Source organism: Croceicoccus sp. Ery15 (assembly GCF_020985305.1).
GTDB lineage: Bacteria > Pseudomonadota > Alphaproteobacteria > Sphingomonadales > Sphingomonadaceae > Croceicoccus.
In genome coordinates, this window is the sequence record NZ_CP087588.1 from 2,178,970 (window position 1) to 2,201,161 (window position 22,192).

General features: G+C 58.6%; 13 protein-coding genes. 5 read left to right on the forward strand and 8 right to left on the reverse strand.

From position 1 onward, the window contains the following. Positions 1–116 precede the first annotated feature (116 nt). Genes LOZ77_RS10680 through LOZ77_RS10690 form a run of 3 tightly spaced genes read left to right on the forward strand, consistent with a single transcriptional unit; the run spans position 117 to position 6,179 of the window. Complete coding sequence (locus LOZ77_RS10680) at positions 117–1,499, forward strand: hypothetical protein (protein ID WP_230279146.1); 1,383 nt, start codon at positions 117–119, stop codon at positions 1,497–1,499. Then, positions 1,496–3,442 carry a phospholipase D-like domain-containing protein gene (locus LOZ77_RS10685; protein WP_230279147.1) on the forward strand — a complete coding sequence of 649 codons (1,947 nt, stop codon included), beginning with the start codon at positions 1,496–1,498 and terminating at the stop codon, positions 3,440–3,442. Before LOZ77_RS10680 ends, LOZ77_RS10685 begins: the two co-directional genes overlap by 4 nt. Continuing rightward, on the forward strand, positions 3,435–6,179 hold the full coding sequence (locus LOZ77_RS10690; protein WP_230279148.1) for a DEAD/DEAH box helicase family protein: 2,745 nt from the start codon (positions 3,435–3,437) through the stop codon (positions 6,177–6,179). Before LOZ77_RS10685 ends, LOZ77_RS10690 begins: the two co-directional genes overlap by 8 nt. Positions 6,180–6,201: 22 nt before the next feature. On the opposite strand, the gene LOZ77_RS10695 is transcribed toward LOZ77_RS10690, so the two are convergent. From LOZ77_RS10695 to LOZ77_RS10725, 7 genes are all read right to left on the reverse strand, one after another. Then, positions 6,202–7,335: a hypothetical protein gene (locus LOZ77_RS10695; protein WP_230279149.1), complete on the reverse strand. Its 1,134-nt coding sequence runs from the start codon at positions 7,333–7,335 to the stop codon at positions 6,202–6,204. A 33-nt stretch (positions 7,336–7,368) separates the two neighbouring features. Then, complete coding sequence (locus LOZ77_RS10700) at positions 7,369–10,542, reverse strand: exodeoxyribonuclease V subunit beta (protein WP_230279150.1); 3,174 nt, start codon at positions 10,540–10,542, stop codon at positions 7,369–7,371. Then, positions 10,535–13,249, reverse strand: coding sequence for a PD-(D/E)XK nuclease family protein (locus LOZ77_RS10705; protein WP_230279151.1), 2,715 nt, complete (start codon positions 13,247–13,249; stop codon positions 10,535–10,537). The genes LOZ77_RS10700 and LOZ77_RS10705 overlap by 8 nt, the downstream gene beginning before the upstream one ends. Positions 13,250–13,305: 56 nt before the next feature. Further along, positions 13,306–14,298 (reverse strand): YafY family protein, encoded by a 993-nt coding sequence (locus LOZ77_RS10710; RefSeq protein ID WP_230279152.1) that lies wholly within the window; start codon positions 14,296–14,298, stop codon positions 13,306–13,308. A 128-nt stretch (positions 14,299–14,426) separates the two neighbouring features. Further along, a complete protein-coding gene (locus LOZ77_RS10715) occupies positions 14,427–15,341 on the reverse strand; it encodes an ADP-ribosylglycohydrolase family protein (RefSeq protein ID WP_230279153.1) in 915 nt (304 codons plus the stop codon). Positions 15,342–15,533: 192 nt separating this feature from the next. Further along, the gene (locus LOZ77_RS10720) at positions 15,534–17,375 is read right to left on the reverse strand and encodes an AAA family ATPase (protein WP_230279154.1); all 1,842 of its coding nucleotides are present in this window, start codon (positions 17,373–17,375) and stop codon (positions 15,534–15,536) included. Between the two features lie 570 nt (positions 17,376–17,945). Further along, positions 17,946–19,115 carry a tyrosine-type recombinase/integrase gene (locus LOZ77_RS10725; RefSeq protein WP_230279155.1) on the reverse strand — a complete coding sequence of 390 codons (1,170 nt, stop codon included), beginning with the start codon at positions 19,113–19,115 and terminating at the stop codon, positions 17,946–17,948. Positions 19,116–19,393: 278 nt separating this feature from the next. On the opposite strand from LOZ77_RS10725, the gene LOZ77_RS10730 reads away from it, so the two are divergent. Then, positions 19,394–20,935: an ATP-binding protein gene (locus tag LOZ77_RS10730; protein ID WP_230279156.1), complete on the forward strand. Its 1,542-nt coding sequence runs from the start codon at positions 19,394–19,396 to the stop codon at positions 20,933–20,935. Then, positions 20,932–21,636 carry a response regulator gene (locus LOZ77_RS10735; RefSeq protein ID WP_230279157.1) on the forward strand — a complete coding sequence of 235 codons (705 nt, stop codon included), beginning with the start codon at positions 20,932–20,934 and terminating at the stop codon, positions 21,634–21,636. The genes LOZ77_RS10730 and LOZ77_RS10735 overlap by 4 nt, the downstream gene beginning before the upstream one ends. 32 nt (positions 21,637–21,668) lie before the next feature. Here LOZ77_RS10735 and LOZ77_RS10740 read toward each other — a convergent pair whose 3' ends face one another. Then, positions 21,669–21,995: a hypothetical protein gene (locus LOZ77_RS10740; RefSeq protein WP_230279158.1), complete on the reverse strand. Its 327-nt coding sequence runs from the start codon at positions 21,993–21,995 to the stop codon at positions 21,669–21,671. Positions 21,996–22,192: the final 197 nt, after the last annotated feature.

The window sequence follows — 22,192 nt, forward strand, 5'->3', positions numbered from 1 at the left end:
ATCACTGCCATCGAAAAAAATTCTATCATTTTTATTACATCTGACGAAATTGATTTCTCGAAAAGTTTTCTAACAGAAATCTTCTAAAACCTCAAAATTGCAAGTGACGAGGAATAATGGCGCATCTTCTGGAAAAAGTTCTTACACAATATGATGACACGCTATCGTCTGATTCATACATTGATCCAGTCGGCACACTTATTATCTGGTCAGCATTCGGCAGGCAGGTATTTCGCAACAGGATAAACTCCATCTCGAACGATGTTCGAAATTTTACGCTAAATCTGTTCAACCACTACTTGGTGAAAAAGCTGGTTGAAGATGACGGTGACGGCGCTCGTCTCAGTCACGCGCTGGCGCGGCGATATCAGAGCAAGGACAGTCTGAATTTCAAGCAGGCGTGCCTGCTTTTCCTCGAAAATGTTTTCGTCTTCTCGATCCTGCGTCATGAGAAATCGCAAGATGTAGAATCGACAGGAATACTTGGGATCTCCAACGCGCGGCGACTTTGGGGGAATGAAGATCGCCCTCCCGCACTCATCTTCACTCATGAATCTGCCGGACAAATCCTGGTCCGGCAGCTCGGGCTCGGGGTCAGTGGTCGTTACAAGACTCCGTTAATGGAAATGGGCTTCTTCGATGGCAATTATCACTATCACAAACCAGCATTTCAAAGTCGGTGGGCTGATGCCGAACGGCTCATAATCGGCCAACCGAAGAGCTTGCTCAGCAAGGTTGCACGCAAGGCATACGACTTTCTCAAGGAATGCGTCTCCCAACCGATCCAAGGCGGGAAACTTCCATTTGCCGATGTCCCAGCAGATTTGACCCGAGCATACGCTCGAGCATTTGCCTCACCTCAGGCAGTCGGAAGTTACGCAAAGGACTTTTGGCTTTTACAGACAGAGCTCAATCAAGGTGCGGCCGGCGCAATTTTCGATGTTCTCGAAAAAACAGACGATCTCTCGCCGCAGGGGGCAATCGAGCAGGCACTTTCGTATGATCTAGCGCCCGAAGAAAAGGCCAAGCTCGAGCATATTGTGCACTTGGAGCCGTTCTTGGCGGATTGCTCGCTGCTTTTCACTCTCATGGCATCTCGGCGAACCCAATCAACCGCTGACGTAGCGAACGCGTGGGCAAACTTCGGCAGGGACGCAACGCGATTGCCAGGCGTATCGTCTGCGGTTTCTGACTATGCGGATCTGCCAGCCATTAAGGGCACGGAGGGGGCAAAGCGTCTCAAGCAGCTTTTGAAAGCTGCAAACGCGAACAGTCTCGACGATCAAATTCGCGAAATGGCGAATTACCATGGCTCAGTGATGCAATCCCGCGGTCAGGTTTCATGGCTTAATGTCAGCAGCGGCGGCGCCATCAATGTTCACGCGCGAACTGTCTTTCTGCCCGAGCCTGACAGCCGTGCGCCGGGTTCATGGCTCAACAGCTATTATCTCCCCCAGTTCAGCAGCTTCGTGAACGGCCTGCGTGGGGCGGTCGTATGAAGCTCCTGCAGGAATTGAAGCGTAAGGTGACCGGCATGGGTCCCTTGCGCCGAGCATGGTTCACCACTTTCAACTTGGACATCGAGTTTCTCGAGACATTTGTCCTGCCTGCGGTGGTAGGTGCCGAGCCTCCACGAAGCCGGATCGAGTTCGAGCAGTTACAGCAAGAACTTACGGATCAAGGCATTGATGTCAGAGTCTTTTGCGATCCGCGGTTCATCGACACCAACCGCATCAAGAGGACATGCGTTCCCATACACCCAGTCCGTCCCGACCGCTTGTCGGAGCGGTTCGGCGAACGCAGTCTTTTTCATCCCAAAGTCATCTACCTTGAGGACAACAAAGGTCGGCGCATCATCGGCGCAGGTAGCGCCAATCTAACGCTGTCCGGCTGGGGCCGAAATCTGGAAGCATTCGTATTCCGTGAGGTTGAAAGCCTAAATAACTATCGAGAAATCCGCAGGTTTTTCGACCGGCTTTGGGATGCCAGCGACATTCATGACGGTGGCGGCAAACTCCCCGAGCGCCGAAAGTTTGCCAAGACCGAGGAAAAATGGCGATTTGTCCATAGCCTCCAGAGCCAATCTTTCGTAGCGCAACTATTCGACGGATCGGCGGCATCAGACATCGTCGTCTGGTCGCCATATCTGCCTCGTAACCTCGCAAACTTTATCGGCAAGCTGCAAACTTCGACGGCGATCAGTGACCTGCGTGTCCATTTGGTGGCTGATCGGATCCAGAACAAATTCCTCAGAACTCAATGGAGCGAGGAACTAGGGCAGTTGATCGCGCGCGGGCAACTGACGTTCTATGATATTCCAGTCGAACGCGACCACAGAACTGATTTATGTCATGCGAAGATCTGGAAGGTCGGCAAGGCATTGGCTGTTGGCTCGTGGAACTTCACTGCCCCCGGCTCCAACAGCCTTTGCGACGACTGGGGAAAATGGAGCCAAGACAACAACATTGAAGCAGGCATCATCATCGAAGATGCGAATGACTGCCGGCTGATGCATGGCAAAGCACTGGCGCTGAGCGATGGGGATTGCGCGTCGGATGAGCTCTTGGCCGAGGAAGCACTTAATCCCGCCGATCTGCCACCCTTTGATCTGCACGTGACCTTCGATTGGCATGCACAAGTCTACACGTTTTCGGGTGCGTGGATGGGAAATGGAGGACGCGAGGGATTCTCTGTCCGACTGCCCGGTGTAGATGCGCTTTTGCGATTGAAGTGGGCCCGCAGCGGTGAGCCCGTGCAACCGGCGCAAATCCGTGTGAATGATAGCGTGCTGCTTAGAGATCGGATCTTTCGTGTGCACCACGACGGGAAAGAGGTTCATCGCGGCATCGTCGGTGAAACCAACCTGAAGTCCCGCAGGGCTCAGATCTTCAACAACTTGAGTGATCTCCTGGAAGCCTTGTTGCTTGGGGATGACCCGGGATCGCTTACTGACCTTCCCCTTCGAGGTCCTGACGACAGCGACAGCTTTCCTGACGACACTCCCGCTCAACCGGACTTGGGCTGGGAGCTACTCCAACGAGAAATTTCCGAGCACAGTTCGATTAGCTATTTCCGTCTTTTCAAAGCCATGCATGATTATCGCGAACGGTATTCTGCAGTGGACAAACTGGAGCAGTTGGAAAAGCAGGTCTTCGTAGCGCCTGGATGTCTACTCGAATTGGTCGAAAAGGCCGGCGAAACCATCCAAACCGAGGATCGCTCAGTGTTCAATTGGTTCCTCGCGAATGAAGTCGCGACCGTTTGCGCCTTGGCTCAAGACCGGCGCCGCAAGCTACTTCACGGCTACAAACGTCGCGAGCCAAACTATACCCCGGCGCCCAAATCACGATGGAACAGCATAGCAATGTCGGTGCCCAAATCCCCGAACGGGGTCTCCGCAGAATATGTCACACTGGTAAGGGCGCAGGCAGCATATGAGTGAGTTCTGGCGACGCTTGAAACCAATGGAGGTCGCGAAGTGGATCAACTTCGGCGGGGTCAGCGGGGAATGGACTTATGCGCCTGACCAACCGACAGGAATGGCCGCGCTTCAGACCGAAGGCGTCGCTCATTTGTGGAACGTGCTTTCAAGAAGTCCGGTTGCGCTCCTGGCCGATGAAGTCGGCATGGGCAAAACCTTTGAAGCACTGGGCGTAGCAGCACTTCTGTGGCGAAAGAAGCCCGACGCAAAGATTCTGGTGATCGCGCCAAACCGCGACATATGCGCGCATTGGCAACGTGAGTTCTCGTCCTTTACTCGAGACCTCTACGTAAAGGCCGATGGCTTCGTTAAGAGCAAGATGGACGGAAAACCCGTGCCGCCTATCGGAGTCCACTATCGCCTACCGGAATTGACCGAGGCAATTGAACAGCGGTCCAAAGATGACGCGCCGGCCCAATTTTACATCACAACAATCCATGCCCTCAGCGGCCTTCTCGATAGCGCCGACGCATCCAACGACAAGGCTCGAGCTGCGGGGAAGGTAGCCAGAAAGCTCCAGCAACGAATTCTGGCCGCGACAGGCGGGACTGGGTTCGATCTGATGGTCGTCGATGAGGCGCATTATTTCCGCAATCGCCGCGGTGGATCGCAGCGCGTCGCTGCCGCCGAAGAATTTTTCGGCAAGCCTGAGAGTCAAATTGCTCGGCGCACCTTACTCCTGACGGCAACGCCGAGCCATACTCGCCTTGGTGATGTGGCGAACATCCTGTCCTACTTTGTCGACCAGGTCTCACTTGAAGGGAAGGAAGTCGATGAGCTGATGGGCACCTACGCGCTTCGCCGGTTTCGGCGCATGGAGGGTCAGGGCACTAGCTATACAAAGCACCAATACCGCCGGGAAATCGCAACTCCGTGCAGATTTGGAGACAACCCTCAGGATGAGATGTTTTTTGCGCTCTACCAGAAGCGCCTGATCGAAGACTGCGGTGTGGCGGATGAAAAGAGGCGGGCTCTCTATGGTTATCTAGAAGGTTTCGAATCCGCAGGCCATCGTGATCTGGCCCGTGACGCGCAGAGCGAGAACGAAGGATCGGATGACGAGCGCTCGAAGGACTTCAGGGCTGCTGCGGACACACAGCTCCTGCAAGACATGAGCGGCGATTTTCGCGGCCTTTTCGGCTCGGCTCCCGATCACCCCAAATACGATGGCATCGTCAATCTCTGTACGCCATCAGAACTGTTCGAAATGACCACAGATCGCTGCCTGCATGAAGATAAGCACCTCGTCTTTGTGCGCCGTATCCCGTCGGTCCGAGAGCTCACGAAGCGCATCAATGAGCGTTACGACGAATTGCTCGCAAAGCACATTGCGGACACCCACGGCTGGGATGAAGAAGCTCGTCTTCGATGGCAGAAAAGCAATTGGTCGCGTGAGGTGTTCAACGAAATCACAGGTGCAAGCAATCGCCGCGACATCGATAGCGACGACGACCAGATGGACGAGATCGAAGGCGAGAGCGAAAGTGTCGACGAACACGACTATCTTCGCTCTAGGGTTGCAGACCTGTTTGTGACAAAGAAGGCGGCTGATGGCAGACCGCCTGCACCACCGACAGACTGCTCCCGCTTCAGCCTCAATCTGCGCAAAACAACCGGCATCTTCTCGATGCTCCTGGAACCCGCCTCTGACTATCAATCAGGTGCCTATCATTGGCACTACCACTTCGTGCAGGGGGGCAAGCAGCGCATGGATTTTGCCAAGGCTGCACAGATGCAACGAATGGAGACACGGCCCGAGTTTCCCCGAGACGCGTTGGATGCATTGCGCCCTCACGACGGAGATCAGCGCGAATACGATGCGCCGATCGAAACGATCTGGGGTCGGGTATTCGATCACCTGCCCGCGCCACAGCGGGATAGACTTGTTGATTGGGCAACCGCTCAGCCGCGCATTGCCGAAAACTTTGCCAACTACATCAAAGCCGGATTTCTCTTCGCCAGCCCCGTTATCGTCGAACTCTATGGCTGGTATGTGACCTTCGAGCGGCGTCTTGCCGACGAGGAAAAGCACGCCAATGTCCAGCGGCGCTACCGGAAATTCTTGGAATTTGCAGACCTGCAAATTCCAGATTCCCTGTTGCTGAAATACTTTACTTCAGCCATCGCAACCTTCGAGCAGCTCTGCACGAAGATCATCGATCACGAAGTCGACGCTTGGAACAAGGGGTGGCGAACACTCACAACACTTTCCAGCCCGGCGTGGTATGCAAGCGGCGAATCCAGCCACCGGCAACACCTGATCCTCGGCTTCAACAGCCCCTTTTATCCGAACACACTGATGGCAACTTCGGTTTTCCAGGAGGGGGTAAATCTGCACCTGCAATGCAGAAAAGTTCATCATTACGGTATCGCATGGACACCGGGCGATAACGAGCAGCGTGTGGGCCGCGTCGATCGTCTCTTTGGGAAGGTGAACAGCCTCTTGCAGCAGCAGGGTCCCGACACGAGCGCCTTGGAAATAAATTATCCCTATCTCAAGGACAGCTTCGACGAAGATCAGGTCGGCTCCTTCATCGAGCGAAAATATGAAGTCGAAGACAAAATGGATCGATGTACGCAAGGGGACTTCGACAGGGAAATCCACTTGAACCGATCTGGCTGGGAGGTCTTCTTGAGAAAACCTATGCCGGACGCAATGTTATCCGACCCCTACCCTGCGTTGTTTAGCCGAAGATGACCGTCGGCAGACAAGCGCGCGATCACACGGACCTTACAAGCATGAGGAGCTCCTTGAACTCCTCGTTGTCGCTTGCCCCTTTCCAGAAGTTTATGAAGCGGCAAACGATTTGGATATTCCCCCGAACGTAATGCCCGCTGCTGTCGATTCTGTCAGGAGACGGCAAGAGGTTGCTATCGGTGTCAGGGCCGTAAAAGTGGAAAGGAATGCCGGTCAGCGCGCAGCGGTTTCCCTGAAGTTCAAGCAATTCGGCGAGAAGAGCTTCGAGCTCTTGGGCGGAATGGCCTGATTCCTTGTTCTTGATCCTGCGTTCGATGCTCTGGCCGTTCGATTTCCTCACCGTATCCTCGATCGACAGACGCATGGCAATGATAGACTTTTCTTGGCCGCCGACCACGCGGCCCGCGTCTTTGCCTAACGCGGTTTGACCAATTGAACCCTCAGCCTCCAATTTCAGAAGATGGGCATATATCCAGCAAAATGAGTGAGCATCTATCGGCCTGACATTATGGATGCCGGCAGCAGCCTCGATCAGCGGGACGAGCTGCAACAGAATCTCATTGAACCTCCTGTAGTTGTCCCAGGAACACTGCTGTCGTGTCGAAAACCCGAGGCTCATGGCCGCAAAGGCGCGATCGAAGCCCGTTGGCTGGATCGGCATGAAGCGGGTCATATCCTTCAGAAAGTAGAGATAGGCGATCAGCGGGTATTTGTGCCCGGTGAGTTCGGCCAGTTCTTCGAAGACCACGCCCTCTTGACGATCTCCCCGGTAGAGATCGAACAGCAGAGCATCGAGTGCGTGCTTCAAACTGCGGTTCGTACGGGCTTCAAGCAAGATGCGGTGATCCCGATTGGCGTGCCCGAAGCGGTTTTGCCAGAAGACAAGGTTGTTGACGAAATTGGCCTTGTTGTCCTGTATCTCGATGCTGTCGATGGCATGCTCAATAATTGAGCCCGACCCGATGCTTTCGCGAGACCATGTATCGGGGGAAAGCCGTGCAAGGGCAGCCTGACGCAGCGTTGGCTTGTAGCCTTCCCATGCGGCGATTTTGCCCTCCGTGAAATTGATAAACGAGTGCCCCTTGCTTTCGGCAGTAATGAGCTCCTGAAACCGATCAAAGTGTGGCTGAAAATCGGATGCGCTGATTATTGTCATGACTTCTCAAACAACCCGTTCGCAGTTCAATCTTCATGCACTCGGCTGGTGACCGCGTCCGATTGTCAGCTCGCCGGTTTCCGTCCAAAAAATAGCCGCACCATCAACAGCCTTTGCCCCTTTAGTGCCGACTGCATCGATGTAAGCTGCCAGTTGCGGCCAGTAGCGTTCGAAGCGCAGCGCATGATCTGTGACTGCCCCGCTCTTGTGATCGATGATCATGAAGCCATTGGGACTTTCAGCGATGAGATCCAGGATGATGCTCTGGCTCCCACCATCTGAAAGAGGAACCTCGATCGGTTGCTCAACATGCAGTCGCGGATAGCCAAGGTCCGCGAGAGCCTGGCGTAGGGCATCTGCCTGCTGCGATAGAAATTCGACCTCGGCATCGAGAATGCGGCAATGCGCCTGAACCCTGTGGCGTAGATCAGGGCGGCAGAGGAGAATGCGCAGCGCTTCGTGGATCGCCGTGCCCTTATCGGTCGCCTGCAGGAGATCAGGTCCGGCCAGCTTTACACCTGGTGCGATCACACGCGTCTCGATGTGAGATGGAAGCGGGCGTGACGTAGCAATTGCCTGCGAGGGGCTTACCACAGATGTCATTGCGTCGATCGGGCGCCGCTCCAGGGCAAATCGCAGCTCGCGGTCGGACGCGTCGAGATGAACCTTGTTCTCAGCCTCGAACGAGGCTGGCAACTCCTTGCTGCAGATCGTCATGCGGGCAGGAAAATCCTCATTGCCGACGCTGATCTGGTTACCCTGAAATCTGATGCCGCAGACATCGTTCAGAAGGCGGCGGCCAGTGATCGGCAGAGGCGGATCAAGCTTGCCATCGTCCTGCGGCCATTCGATAATCAGGCGGTCCCGCGCACGGGTCAGGGCCACGTAAAGCAGCCGCCTCGCTGTTTCTTCGGACACCGGATGGAGTTCATGAAGAAAGCGATCGGTCGCTTCAGGCGCGGCAAATTCGGGTGCATAGGCGAGCGTTGCTCCCTCGATCACATGATCGAGATCATCGAACCCCGGAAATTTGGTGCTGAATGTCCCAGCACGGGGGTCGAGCTTGTGGTCGAGTCCGCAGACAACGACAATTGGCCATTCACGTCCCTTGGATGCGTGCCAGGTAACGATTTCGATGCCATCGGCTTCACTGCCCGAAGGGTTAGGCCGCAGATCTTCACCTTTGAGACCGACCTTATTTTCAAGCCAGCCGAGAAAGACGTTAGCGCTCTGCCCATAAAAGCCGGATGCTTCGCGCATGTCGCGGTGAGCATCCATGAATGCTGCCGCTTCTGCCTCGAACCGGAGCAGGTCTGCTCTCATCTGGGGTGGGTCATCGAGCCTGTCGCACCAGTCGCGAAGCCCCGACACCTCGATGACCTGGTGCACCAGACGGTCTACCGGGGTCGCAAGCGATTCGGGCCAAAGTGTCTGCAGCGCAGACAATTCAGGCGTGTCGATGCAGCCTTGCTCGGCAAGCGCCCTGATCGCGTCCGGAAGTGCTGTGGCTCCAGGACCAAGCGCGGCCGTACAAATCGCGGCATGGCTGTCTGCAGGATCGACGGCAAACCGCAGGGCAAAGCACGCGGCCTGGACGATCTTGCTCTGCCACCAGCCACCCTCAGCCACGCGAACCGGCAGGCCGAGGGACCGCAGCGCGCTGGCATAGCTCGAGCAATGGCTATGGGTGGGGCACAGAACCGCGATGTCTCTGGGCTCCAACGGCCGCAAAGTCTTCGTATGCCTGTCGATGATCATCACATGATCGTCGGACAGCAGGGAGAGAAGGCGATCCGCGACGAAATGCTGGGGCTTCCCTCCCGAGCGCGCGCCGCGCTTGTTCGCCAGTTCTATGACCTCAAGCGCCGTTTCATGCCCGGTGGGATTTTGCGCGGTGAGCGAAGTGTAGTCATCGCCAAAAAGGCAAGGGCCGAGCGCGTTGACGCAATCCATGATCCGTGGATCGGAACGCCAGTTCCGGTTGAGCGGGCTGGTTTCGAATTGCTTCGTAAGCGCGACCGTCAGCCTCGGGTCTGCGCCTTGAAAGCCCATGATCGCCTGCTTGGTATCGCCGACGACGAGTGAGCGCTTCGCTTGCCGCGCCAAGGCCCATAGGAACGTGAACTGGATCGGATTGGTGTCCTGGAACTCGTCGACAATGACGCAGTCCACCTCGTCCATGATCGCAGCAAGCACGCCGGGCTGCTCGTCGAGTATCCGCGCGGCGTTGGTGACCATGTCGCTGAAGTCGATGACGCCGAGTTCCCGCTTGCGGATCTCGTAGTCTGACATAGCTGATTGCGCGCCTTCCACGAGCGCGCGAGCATGGGATACCGCATCTTCGAGCGGGCCTGGATGATAGACCAGTGTATCGGCCGCCGCCATGACTGCAGCGGCCAGGTCATCGTAACCATCGGGTGTCGGACTTCCGCGCTTGGACTGGCGGAGATCACGCAGCCGCTGCCAGAGCTTCCAGTCCTTTCCGCCGGTCGAGAGGAGTTGTTCGGCTTGCTTCAAGGCGCGGAAATTATCCCGAAACGCCGTCTTGGCCGCGGCACTTCCAGCGTCGTCCGCCAGCGATCTCGGAAAGGCGAGAAGCAGCGCGTCGACAGCCTGTTTCAAGCCAGCCGCCAGGGCCACTGGCGTCCCGACCGGCTGGCGATATCCCTGCCTGATCGACGCATCGACAAAGTCGGCCATCGCCGGATCACCGCCCCGCGGTCCAAGCGTTCGCAGCAGTGCGATCACGCCGAGCAACGTCTTGCGGAAGCTGTCTTCAGCCGTGTCGTCCGAGGTGAAACTTCCCCGGTAGCCATAGGCCCCGAGGTTACGGGAGAGCTCGCTTAGCGCCTGGTTCTCCTCGATCGAGCGGCGGATGAGCAGGTCCTGCTCGTCCTCGGCGATGAGACGTTGCTGCGGCGAAGAGCCTGCCGCAAAGGCGTGCTCGATCAGCAATCGGCGTCCAAGGCCATGGATTGTGGAAACATAGGCTCGCTCAACGGCCAAAGCCGCTTGCAGATTGCCGTCGGCAATCAGTGCTCCACGGATCCTCTGGCGAAGTTCCCCAGCCGCGGCCTCCGTGAAAGTGACCGCCAGTATCCGCTCGGGCCGAACTTTGCCGTCGCGCACCCACTGGGTGAGGGTTTCCTGGATGTGATGGGTCTTGCCAGCCCCTGCACCGGCTGGAACGATCGAAAGCTCAGTCATCTTCATTGTCAGTAAGGGCCACCGAGGGGTTAATGTCGTCGCGCATGAAAGCGGCGATCAACGGACTGTCTTCCAGCGCATAAGTGCCGAGCGCGGCAGAGCGCTGGAAGAACTTCTCATCGGCTGTAGTGTTGGTATCGAGGCGTCCTGCCTTGAGGGCATCGAAACGCGCCGAAATGAGCGCCAGCGCATGCTCGGCAATATCGCCCGCAACAAGTTCGACCTCAGCGCTATCGAACTCGTCGATCCCGTTGAGCAGGACATTCTCGTCATTGAGCGTGTGATAGGCGACTGCCGGGAGCTTCGACCACCCGTTCAACGCCTCGGCAATACGGACCACGCCTTCGTTGCTGCGCTCGTCGAGCCGAACGCTCATGCGCCGGTAGAGATCGACCTGTAGATCCCATCCCTTCTGGAGGCGCTGACGCCGCGTGCCGGAACTGCTCTTCTTGTAATCCACGACGATCGGCTGCCCATCGGAAAGCCGCAGCAAGCAATCGGCTTTGCCGTGCACGGGATGACCGAACAGCTCTCCCGACAGCCAGAACTCATTGCCCACGATCTCGGCGTCCAGAGATTTGAGGACCAACGACCAATGCTTCGCGGACTTGGTGATTTCTGCCTCAAGCGTGTTGCGCTCGACCGCCCATGCCGACGTCTGGAGAAACGGCGCCAATGCGCGAATGCGATCGAGCAGTAGGTCGGGGACCTTGGCTTCGATCTCTTCGTTGGACGGATGCGTCTTGCCCGGCACAAACAGGCGCTCGAAAACCTCGTGCGCGAGGGATCCGCGAAGCATGACGTCAAGCGCCTCGGGCTGCCAGGAAACATGTTCGGCGCCCAGCTCAGCGAGGAGCCAGGCCAGGGGACTGACCAGAAGCTTTTCGAGCCGGCTCGGGCTCTGCGCTCGCACACTGCCGTCTTGCTTCTGGCGCAGCCCCAGAAGATTGAAGTCGAACGCATAGTGCGGCGGCACCTCCGGCATCAGCGCCGGTTCAATCACTGGTCTGGGCTTCCACGCCACCAGCCTGTCCCAGATCGTTCCCTCGCTATGGTTCAAAGGCACGATCAGATTCTCTGGGTCCTCCATCCCTTCCACAAGCCGCGAGATCAGCGGCAGGCTCGACGACGCCGAAAGCGAGCTACCACTGCGATCACGCTCTGACAGGATGAGGATAACCTGCTCGCTCGCTGCACCAATCTGGCGCGTGAAGAGCTCGAGCGCGGCAGCGAGTTGCTGCGCCTGCGATGGCAGCTGGATGCCCGTCACATCGGCAATCGATGCGACTTCGCTGTCGAGGAAAAACGGATTGCCCGCGGGCGGTGACGGATAGGCACCGTCATTGAAGCCCAGGACGAGAAGCTTGCGAAACGGCCGCTTCGGTGTTTCGTGGGCCATCATCACCGAGATGCCACCGAGGAAGTAAGCTCCTCTCGCCGGTGGCGCAGCTTGGTAGGCCGCTGCCATCTGGATGGCTTTCTCCAGTTCCGCTTCTGCCGCGTCATTGGCATTGCCAAGGGCAGCGATCAGGCGCGATGCCTGTTGCTTCGCTTCAGCGACATCCTCAGCGAGCGCCTCGTTGTCGCTGAGCAGCCTCTGGAAAGATCGAACCTGCTCCTTGAGCTGGCCGTTGGTCGAAGGCGAATTCGAGCGGATCAGGGCGAATAGAGCGGCCTGTCTGCCTGTGAAGTCACGAACATCCCTTGGCTGAAAATCGCCGTCCATGACGGCAGCCGCCAGGGCCGTCCCCACTTTTTCGGGCCAGCACAGGACTGGTGAACAGTAGAGCGATGCGAGCGCCATGGCGGGAGCTGGCCGACGTCGGCATTGAAGGAAATGCAGAAGAGCCTCTCCGCCAATGTTCCTCCGCTGACCAAACCCAGGAAGCGATGAGGCAACCAAACCAGCGTGGGCGAAGGTCTCTGCCAGATAATGACCATATTCCGCCCCCTGCGGGACGATGATGCCAATGTCGCTGGCTGCGAGAGTTGCATCATCAGTCAGCAATCGCTGCACGATGGCCGCCGCGGCCTCGCATTCGGTCAGGGAGTCTCGGACGGACAGTATGGCCAGGCTGTCGTCGAGCGGCATGACCGGTACATCCGGATCCAGAAGATGGCGTTGTACATGGCCTGCCAGACACGATCCGGTTGCCCGCGCCAGCTTCCGGTCAGAAATCAGACGGACGACGTCATTATCGTCCGCGCTCAGCTGGCCATGATGGGTTTCGATGTGCTCGATCACCGCTCGCTCCAGCGGGGTCAGCTGAACGCAGTCTCGATCCCAGACAACCTGCAACGGCTGCAGAGCATCATCTGCGTTACTTGCAAGGAAAGCCTTGAGCGTCGCAAGATCGGACGGAACAAGGGTATCGCTGATGATCCAGAGGTTGCGCAGCGCTTCCAAATGAAGGCGCGCCCTTCCCTCGCCAGGCAGCACATCAATCTCGATCGACGCCGGATCGAGATCACGCGTCGCCATCATCATGTGGCGGAGCATCGCCCCCACGGCACCAGTGGTCTGCTCAGGCGCTACCGCGAAGCTTTCTGCCCAAGGGACGCTGTCACCCAAGGCATCAAGGGCCTCGCGCAGCGGCTTCTCGGTGGACTGAGGTAAGGCATAAAGGCTTCCCAGGAGCTGCGCGCTGAGGGGCATGCAGCTCGTAAAGGGCGCTTCGCCGATCCGAAGATGGCAGTTTTCAAACATTCAAGATTACCCCTCAGAATTCGCCCTGCACCACAGTGTCACCCCTTACCTGCAAATTACGACAAATCTGGTCGCAGCATTGTCTGCGCGGCAGCGATGCGCTTCTCCATTATTTCCTTGAGTGCGTCAGGGCCGTCGATCACCAGTTCGCCGGCCCATTCGAACAAGTGATTGGCGAGTTCAAACAAGCCGCCTGATTGGAAACGAACAAGCAGCTCGTCGCCAACTTCTTCAAACTGTTGATGGGGATGGAACCGCCAAGCCCGCGCCCGATCAACCGCCGGGGCTAGCACTCGCAGAACGATCTCATGACCTGCCTCGTGCCAGATGCCGAAGCTGCGGGCCATCCATGCATCGAGATCCCAATCCTCGGGAGGGCATCCGACAATCCCGCTGTCCCGAACATTGGTCATGCGGTCCAGGCGGAAGGTACACGGCGGATCGTCCCGGTCAGGCATCTTGCCCACGAGGTAGGTGATCGGTCCATGGATCAGACCATGGGGTATAACCCTCCGCCACGACGGCTCATCCGCCCAATCAGGCTGATAATCGAAGTCGACACAATGGGATGCGAGGATGGCAGACTGGATCGTCGTCAGATCTTCGGGCGAGGCAATGACGGCAGGCCCCGCTGCGACACGCGACCGTTGTAGGCGGGTGAGCAGATCGAGGTCGTTGTCCAGCCGACGCCTTTCCGCGCTATCGAAGGCAATCTTGATCTTGGAAAGCAACTTCTCAAGCGCTTCGGTGTTGACCGTACCTTCGCGGCGTCCGGCATCAACCACGGACTGAAGTGCAGCAACCTCCGAAGAACTCGGCCTTGCGTAGGCACGTCCCGGGCTGTCCTTGATCCGAAATCGCTTGACCCGACCATCGATTGTTTCTTCGAGATCAAAATGAATCAGAATGACGTTCCGCAAGCGCTCGACTGTTCGCCGGTTGACCTCAAGCAAGGCCGCCATTTCGTCAAGAGTGAGACCTTCGATGCTCTGCGTAAGCACATGCACCAGCTTCATTGTGCGGTCGAGATTGCTAAGGCGCTTGGTCATCGCAGAATGATTTTCCCAAGATCATTTTTCGCGCTTTTATCGAAAATCACGCAATTAGCACATCAATCCGCACATTGGTCTCGCAGAATTTTTTTGGCGATCCGAACTAAAACGGGTTTCGACTTAGCCTAGCTTTCTGTCGCCATTATCAAGCCGTCGGCCATGCGGGTAAGATGATCGCGCCACGCCAGTTTGATCAACCAATCAGCAGGAATGCCATTCTCGCCGACCAGAGCGCCCATTAATTGCCCAGTAATCGCGGCAGTGGTGTCGGCGTCGTCCCCCAAATTGGCCGCGCGAAGGATTACCTCTCGGAAATCACCACCTTGGCCGACGCACCATAACGCTGCCTCAAGCGAGTGCGCGACATAACCGCTACTGCAGATTTCATCGCGAACTTTCCCGCGCCAGGATCCGCGCACGATTGCCGAGATAGGCTCGACAAGATCGAGGTCGGTCGCAGCCCTCATCGCATGTTCCGACGATGCTCCACTGATCGCTTCATAAACGATGACGCTCCACGCCTCGCAGGCATCGAGGCAGGCCCGCGTTGCGTGGGTAGTCGCACTCTGTATCCGCGCAGCATTCCGCATGACAGCAACTCCCGCGGACAAGCCATATATCGCCACGGGAGCCAAGCGCATCAGCGAGCCATTGCCCGCTGCATCGGGCGAGCGGGAGCCGGCTAAGGGATCGCCCGTTTGCTCGAACCGCGCGAGCGCAGATCGCGTCGTAATGCCAATGTCGAAACAGTCACCAGTCGGACTGTACTTGCCCTGCCGCCACCATCGCACGAAGCGCTCCATCAGATCGACCGGATCTAGCGCGCCCCGCTCAGTAATGCTGTTGGCGAGTGCCAAGGCCATGCTGGTGTCGTCGGTCCAGACGCCGGGGGCCAAGCGGAAGGGTCCGCCACCGATCATATCGGTCAACGGCGCACAACTGTCGCGCAACTTGAATTCCAGGGTGGTGCCGACAGCGTCACCCACTGCCAGTCCGAGAAGCGCACCGCGCGCTCTATCCCGAACGCTGTCGTCGATCATGCTGCGAACCCCATTATTTTCCGACCGCATCCTCGCGCCTCTGCCTCGGCACGCAGCCACCTTGCAAGGATGTGCGGGTCGCGTTCGTCCAGCAACTTGCGTCGCGCGTCAATGACCGCGAAATCGCCGGGGGTCTGCCCAAACAAGATAATCGCCTTTGGTAGCGGCAAGCTGAACCAGCTTGAAAATAGCTCAGCTGCCCGCTGCGGGTCGAGAGCGCGGAATTCCGCATGCATTGTAAAGCGCCGCCGGGTCGAGCCGGTCAGCGAGATTCGTGGTCGCTACGAATGGCGCTGCCAAGCCGTCCATCTGGCGCAGCATCTCGTTGACCATGCTGCGCTCCCACCCACGCTGAGCATCGCGGCGATCCGAGAGAAAATCGTCGGCTTCGTCGATCAGCAGCATTGCCCCTGCGCGCGACGCCTCTGCAAAGGCCTGCGCGAGCTGCATTTCCGTCTGGCCGACGAACATACCAAGCAGGTCGGAACCCCGCTTTTCGATAATCTCGATGCCCAGCCGCTCAGCGAGATGGCGAGCGTAGGCGCTTTTTCCCGTTCCACTTGGGCCGGAAAGCAGCAATGACCAGTTTCGGGCAGCCGACGCTGCGAGTCTGGTCGCCAAGCCTCCAAGGTCCTGATCCGCCAATGACAGGTCCGGATCATAAGCCACGGGAAGAGAGAACGGCTCGGGAGGGCGGCCCTGGATTACCGTCACAAGTCCCTCGCCGATCGCCTGGGCGTCCCCGGCGCTCCCGCGCGCCATGCTGGCTCCACGAATGGCGGAGGCGAGAATGGCTGGTGCTGCCGGCAGCGCGGCAAGGCGAGCGAGGTCCTGTTCGGACATGTCGATGCCGACAGCCTTGGCGTGCTTTCCAACGATGTTCCGGCGCACGTGAAGCGGAGGGCGAGGAAATTCGAGCGCGAGGCTCATGCGCCGGATAATCGATTCCTCGAGCATCCTTGGCTCGTTGACGATCCAGATCGTCGGACGCTTGCCATCCTCGATCAGCCGGTTGAGCCACAATTTCGATCGATGCTCGCGGTCGCCGGGGTCTTGCAGCACGAGGATGTCGTCTGCCTCGTCCATAACGACAATCCTGCTGGCATCATTGAGGGTAAGCGCGCGCAGGATCGTAAGATGCGCGATCCGTTCACGCCGTGAGGGTTCGCCTCCACGGTCATCCGAAAGTCCGGCGAAAACTGCTTTGCGACCAAGTCTTGACGCAAGCAGCCGGGCGAACTCGCTTTTGCCGGTTCCGGGCGGACCATACAGCAGGATCGCGACCCCCTCATTACTCGCCATGAGGCGCTTCGCAAGCTCGCGCTGGGGGCCCAGATGATCGAAGTCGCTCCACGTCAACGAGGACGGCGAAGCCGAGGGCATTAGGAGGCTTGGCAGGCTTGAAGGCCCCGATCGGACACCCGCGATGAAGCTTAGCAATGCGTTGGCATTGGTCGATCCGTCATGCGATTGATCGATCAAGCCGGTGCTCCACAACCGCGAGCCTGTCGCCAGCCGCGCCTCCACCCGCGCGGGCGAGAGCCCGCTGGCGAAGGCGATGCGTCCGATACTGCAATTCGAGTTGCGTCCGGGCAGCGCATCAATGAAATTTTCCCAGCATTCGAAAAGCGCGTATCGTGCGACGCTGGCGACGATTGTCTTTTCTATGTCATCGAGCCCGAGCGTTGCGCCCAGCCAAGAAATGCGGCGGTCGAGAGGTGCCGGGCCGGGCTTTTTGAGCAGGGCGTGTTTGTCGGCGAGACTGCGGAGAAGCGGCACGTAGCTCTGTGTCGTCAGCTTATCGAAATCCTCCGGATCGTCCATGACATGATCGGGATCGTCGATATGATCGTGCCAGACCTCGAGCATGTCTTTCCCGCGCCCACGCAACTGGCGCGATGTCATCCGATCGATTGCCGAGCACCAGGCGTGGAGGAATACCCGATGCTCGGCGGCAGTTATGGATGATGCGGCGGCGGAAGCGTAGGAACTATTGCGGCGCCGTCGTGGGCGAAGAGCGGAGTAGATCGTCATGTGATCCGTCTGACGCACGCATACGACAGGAATGGTCGTGGGACATCGGTCCTCGGCACTGCCTCTCTTGCTCCGACTATCTTAGGTGAGCTAACCAATCTGCTTATTGAAAGGGTCACAACATGAATAAGTTTGACGCCGTCGTATCCTCTATTCCTGACGAGTTTCTCGGTCGATCCAGATCAATTTTTTAATCCGCTCCACCGGCATTCGAGGGTCAGCGCGGCGTGCGCATCCTGCAGTGTTGCCATCTGATCCTTGTCCAGGTTTAGCGATCGAATAAACTTTCCCAGAAGGGAGTTTTTTGTGTCTTCGTCTAGCGGACATTTCGCTGACGCTGAGGCTTCGCTAAGTCGTCACCCCTCACCGTGTCCCTGCGCGTCATTCTTCAGCCATCCTTGCAGACGTGCAGGTGTTGTGACGCTTACCCGTTCACACGCCGATTTCGCGGCGCGCGAATTTGCGGTTTTCCGGGGTGGGGGTTCAGGGGGGGCAGATAAAGGGGGCTCGTAGCCTCTCTCCCATGCAAATTTGTTGATGCTGTCTGGAAGCTTCTTGGCCGACCAATTGCTAGAGGACTAAGGTCGCCAGCGCGTCTTCGGCATCGTCGCGCACAAGATGGCCATAATGTTTCTCGATCATCGCGACACTTGTCCCTGACAATTGGGCAACGGTCAGGATCGGCAAGCGCACGCGTACAAGGTCCGTGATTACGCTATGGCGTAAGGTGTAAGCCGACACGGCATCTGGCAAGCTGGCTTCCTTTACAGCATCCTTGATCGGATGCTTCCAAGTATCCTTGTTCCAAGCGGCGCCCGAGTGCCGAGCAAAGACGGGCGCGGTTGGCAATTTGCCCTTCGCCTGAACGGCAAGGAAATTGGCGATCACTTGTGGTAACGAAATCTGCCGCGGGCTGCCGTTCTTGTCCTTGCCAACTGTAAGTGTGCGGGTGCGCTCATCAAAGTCACGTGCGACAAGGCTTGCAAGCGAGCCGGGACGCAATGGCAGGAGACATAGCGCCCTAAGGAACGGCCGCACCTCCGCGCGGGCGGTATCGATCAGTCTCTTGCGCTCAGCCTTGTCCAAATAGAGTTCTCGGCGCTTGTCAGCGCCCTTGAAGGGCTTGAGCGCCTCTTGCCAAGCTGCATCGGTATTGGGGGAGCCGGCCGTGAGAACACGCCCCAGCGCTGCGCGCAATGGCACCATGTCGCGGTTCACTGTCGATTTCGCTCGTTCCTTCCAACGCTTCTCACCTTCCTTGGTCCGGGACAACAAGGCGGGCGCCTTTTCCAGCCGCTTGCGCCAGCTGCGCAAGTGGTGCCGCCGAAGCTTGTCGAGCTTCACCTTGGCGATGGGATCGTCGTAGACATGTCTCCGGAACACACCTTCAGCGATGGAATTGGGCTTTTCCTCCAGATAAGCGAAACAGGCATCCTTCACCGTCTCCATATCACGGGCGAGTTCGCCGCCGGTCTCCACAATTGCCGCCCAGGCCTCAGCATCGGTCTTGGCCTGCTTGAAGACATCATGTCCGGTCAGCGTGCCGTAATCGCCAAGCCGCTTGCGCTTGTTGCGATTGGTGTCCGCGTCGTAGAATCGAGCAAACCACGTGCCGCCGTCCGTCTTCTTCGATGGCCTATAACCAAGGTAGACGCCTTGGCGCAGGCGATGCCAATGCGGTTCATCACCCGCCTTTGGCTTCAACTTTTCACGATCCCCGATGCGGCTCAAATCTGGCATTCGAAACCGCTATCCCAAAATCCATGAAAAAAACATGAAAAACTTGGGTGGGCAGCGGCGAACACCAGCGGGATTCACACATTGTTTTTATTGTCTTTTTCTATTTTTAAGAACCGCAGATTCCCGTTATTCCCATCCTTCACACGGGTGGGGTCGCAGGTTCAATCCCTGCCGCGCCCACCACGGATTGGGCGCTGCCCATAATTCGCTCACATTTGCCTGCTTCGCTATGGGCTGTTGTCCGTCCTGCATTTGGCTGTACGGACGGACGGATATCCATGCGCCTTATACACAAGCACTTCCTGTTCTTCTCGCTCACCGCGATGCTGGCCGCCCTGCTGATGGCGGGGGTGCTGGCGTGGAACCTTGATCGCGGCTTCGACCGCTATCTCGACGCGCGCGACGCCGAATTGCTTGAAGGATTCGCGGGGGATTTCGAGACTTTTTTGCAGGAGAAGGATGCCGCAGGGGATTTCGCGCCCGATCCGGCCAGCCTGAAGGCTGCCGTCCGGCAAATGGCGGACGAGGGGCGCATTCGCGGCTTTCCGCCGCAATTCCTGCGCGAACGGCTGGAACAGGAAGGGCGTCCGTTTCGACCGTTGTTTCAAAAAAACGGTCCGCCCGAGCCGAAGGGTGAGGAACCTCGCCCGAAAGGTCCCGGCGGCCCGCCGCGCATGGGCCCGCCACCGCCCGACATGTTCGCCCGCCGCCTGCAGCTTTACGATACCGGCGGCAGGCTGATCTTTAGCGGCGCGACCAATGCCACGCCGGAATCCCCTTCATCCGCCTCTTCCGGCCAGTCCGAACCCATCCGTTTCGACGGCAAGCCGGTTGCCACCGCACGGCTTGCCCCGCGCGGCCCTGCCCCGCGCTCGATCGAATTCGTGTTTTTGCGCGGCCAGTTCCGCGGGGTGATCATCGTTACTGGCTTGCTTTTGCTGCTGTCGGGCCTGTTCGCATGGTTCCTTGCCCGCGCCACGGTGCGCAAGATCGCGGCGGTGCAACAGGCGACCGATGCTATCGCCAGCGGCGATTTCGCCGCGCGGGTCGAAACGCGCGGCAGCGACGAGATTGCGCTTATGGGCCAGAACATCAACGCCATGGCCCAAGGGCTTGCGCGCTTGGAAAGCGCAAGGCGGCGCTGGCTGGCCGAGATCAGCCATGAATTGCGCACGCCGCTGACCGTGCTGCGCGGCGAGCTGAACGCGCTGGAAGACGGCATCCGCCCCATCGATATGAAGGCAGTAAAATCTCTGTCCGAGGAAGCGCAACGGCTGAACCTGCTGATCGAGGATTTGCACTTCATGGCCGTCAGCGATCTGGGTGCGCCCTCGCAATGTCTTGCGGAGACCGATGCGGTGCTGCTGGTCGAGGGGATCACCGCCCGCTTCGGCACCGCTTTGGACGAGGCGGGTCTGGATATCGAAACCGACAGCCGCCCCGACCTTGCCTTGCCCGTCATTTGGGACCGGCAGCGAATTGAACAATTGCTGGGCAATGTGATCACCAATGCCATCCGCTATACCAACGCGCCCGGCATGGTGCGGGTGACGCTGGCATCGGACGGGGAAGCGGTGTCGATCACGGTGGAGGACACCGCCCCCGGCGTGCCTGCCGACCAGCTGGAGCAGATGTTCGAACCGCTCCACCGGCTGGAGGAAGCGCGCGACCGGATTTCGGGCGGAAGCGGCATGGGGCTGGCAGTGGCGCGCGCCATTGCGGCGGCGCATGGCGGCACCATTGCTGCGGGTCCATCGGATCTTGGCGGGGTGAAAATCGCGATCACCCTGCCCGTCGATGCACGGACGCAAAGCGCATGAGCACTGCAAGATCCATCTTTGTCGTCGAAGACGATGCCAAGATTGCGCAGATCGTGGCCGATTATCTGGCAGGGCACGGCCACCGTCCGCGCATATTCCCCGATGCCCGTTCGGTGGTCGATTGCGCGCGCCGCGAACCGCCCGCCGCAATCATCCTCGACGTGATGCTGCCTGCGGGCAACGGCGTCGATCTGTGCCGCCAGCTGCGCGAGTTTTTTCCCGCTCCGATCCTGATGCTGACCGCGCGGGTGGAAGAGCGCGACAAGCTGGAAGCACTGGACATCGGTGCCGACGATTATGTGACCAAGCCCTTCAGCCCCGCCGAAGTGGTCGCGCGCATCAACGCGCTGATCCGCCGGTCGGAAGGGCGCATGACCCGCAATCCCGAAGCGCAAGCGTTTCTGGTGGACGAAGATGGCCAGCGCATCGCGTGGCATGGCGCATGGCTGGATCTGTCCCCTTCGGAATTTCGCCTGTTGGGTGCGATGATGAAATATCCCGGCCGCGTCTATTCGCGCGCGCAATTGCTGGACCAGCTTGGCGAACATGCGCTGGAAAGCGGGGACCGCGCCATCGACAGCCATGTAAAGAATATCCGCCGCAAGATGGCGGCGGTGAACGCGGATGCGGGCGGGATCGGTTCGGTTTACGGGTCCGGCTATCGCTTCGAACCGACGCGACCCGCGCGCAAGCCGCGCTGACCGGCATTTCGCCGGTCAGCCGTCCCGACATATCAATCGGCGTTGTCGTCGGGCGTGCTGCGGGGACCGCCCTGGCGTCCGGGCGGCGGCCCCATGCCTTCGGGCAGGCAGGCAGGCGCCTTACCCTTGGGCGCGCGGCAGGTGCCCGCAACCTCGGTTCCGTCCGCATTGGCAACGCTGCATGCATCAGCCTCCTGCTTGCCGCTGCATGCCGCCAGCATCGCCTCGCTCGGCCCACGACCGCCTTCGGGTCGCTCGGGCCGCTGCTGTGCCGCGGCGGGGCTGACCGTCTGCGCCCAAATGGCCGTGCCGAACAGCACCGGTGCCAACATCGATATACCGATCCGTCGAGTTTTCATTTCCGTTCCTTTTTTCCGCGCCAAGGTTGCGGCGGCAAGACGGTTTCGGCGCGCAATATGGACACATTATGGACGCATTCTTGCTGCACTAACGCGCCGTCGGATTCTGCACCGGCACAGGCACAAAAGCGGTTTGAACACCGCCCGATCGGGCCTTCGTCCGAAGCTCTCCGCAACGGCTCGTCGCACAAGCCGGT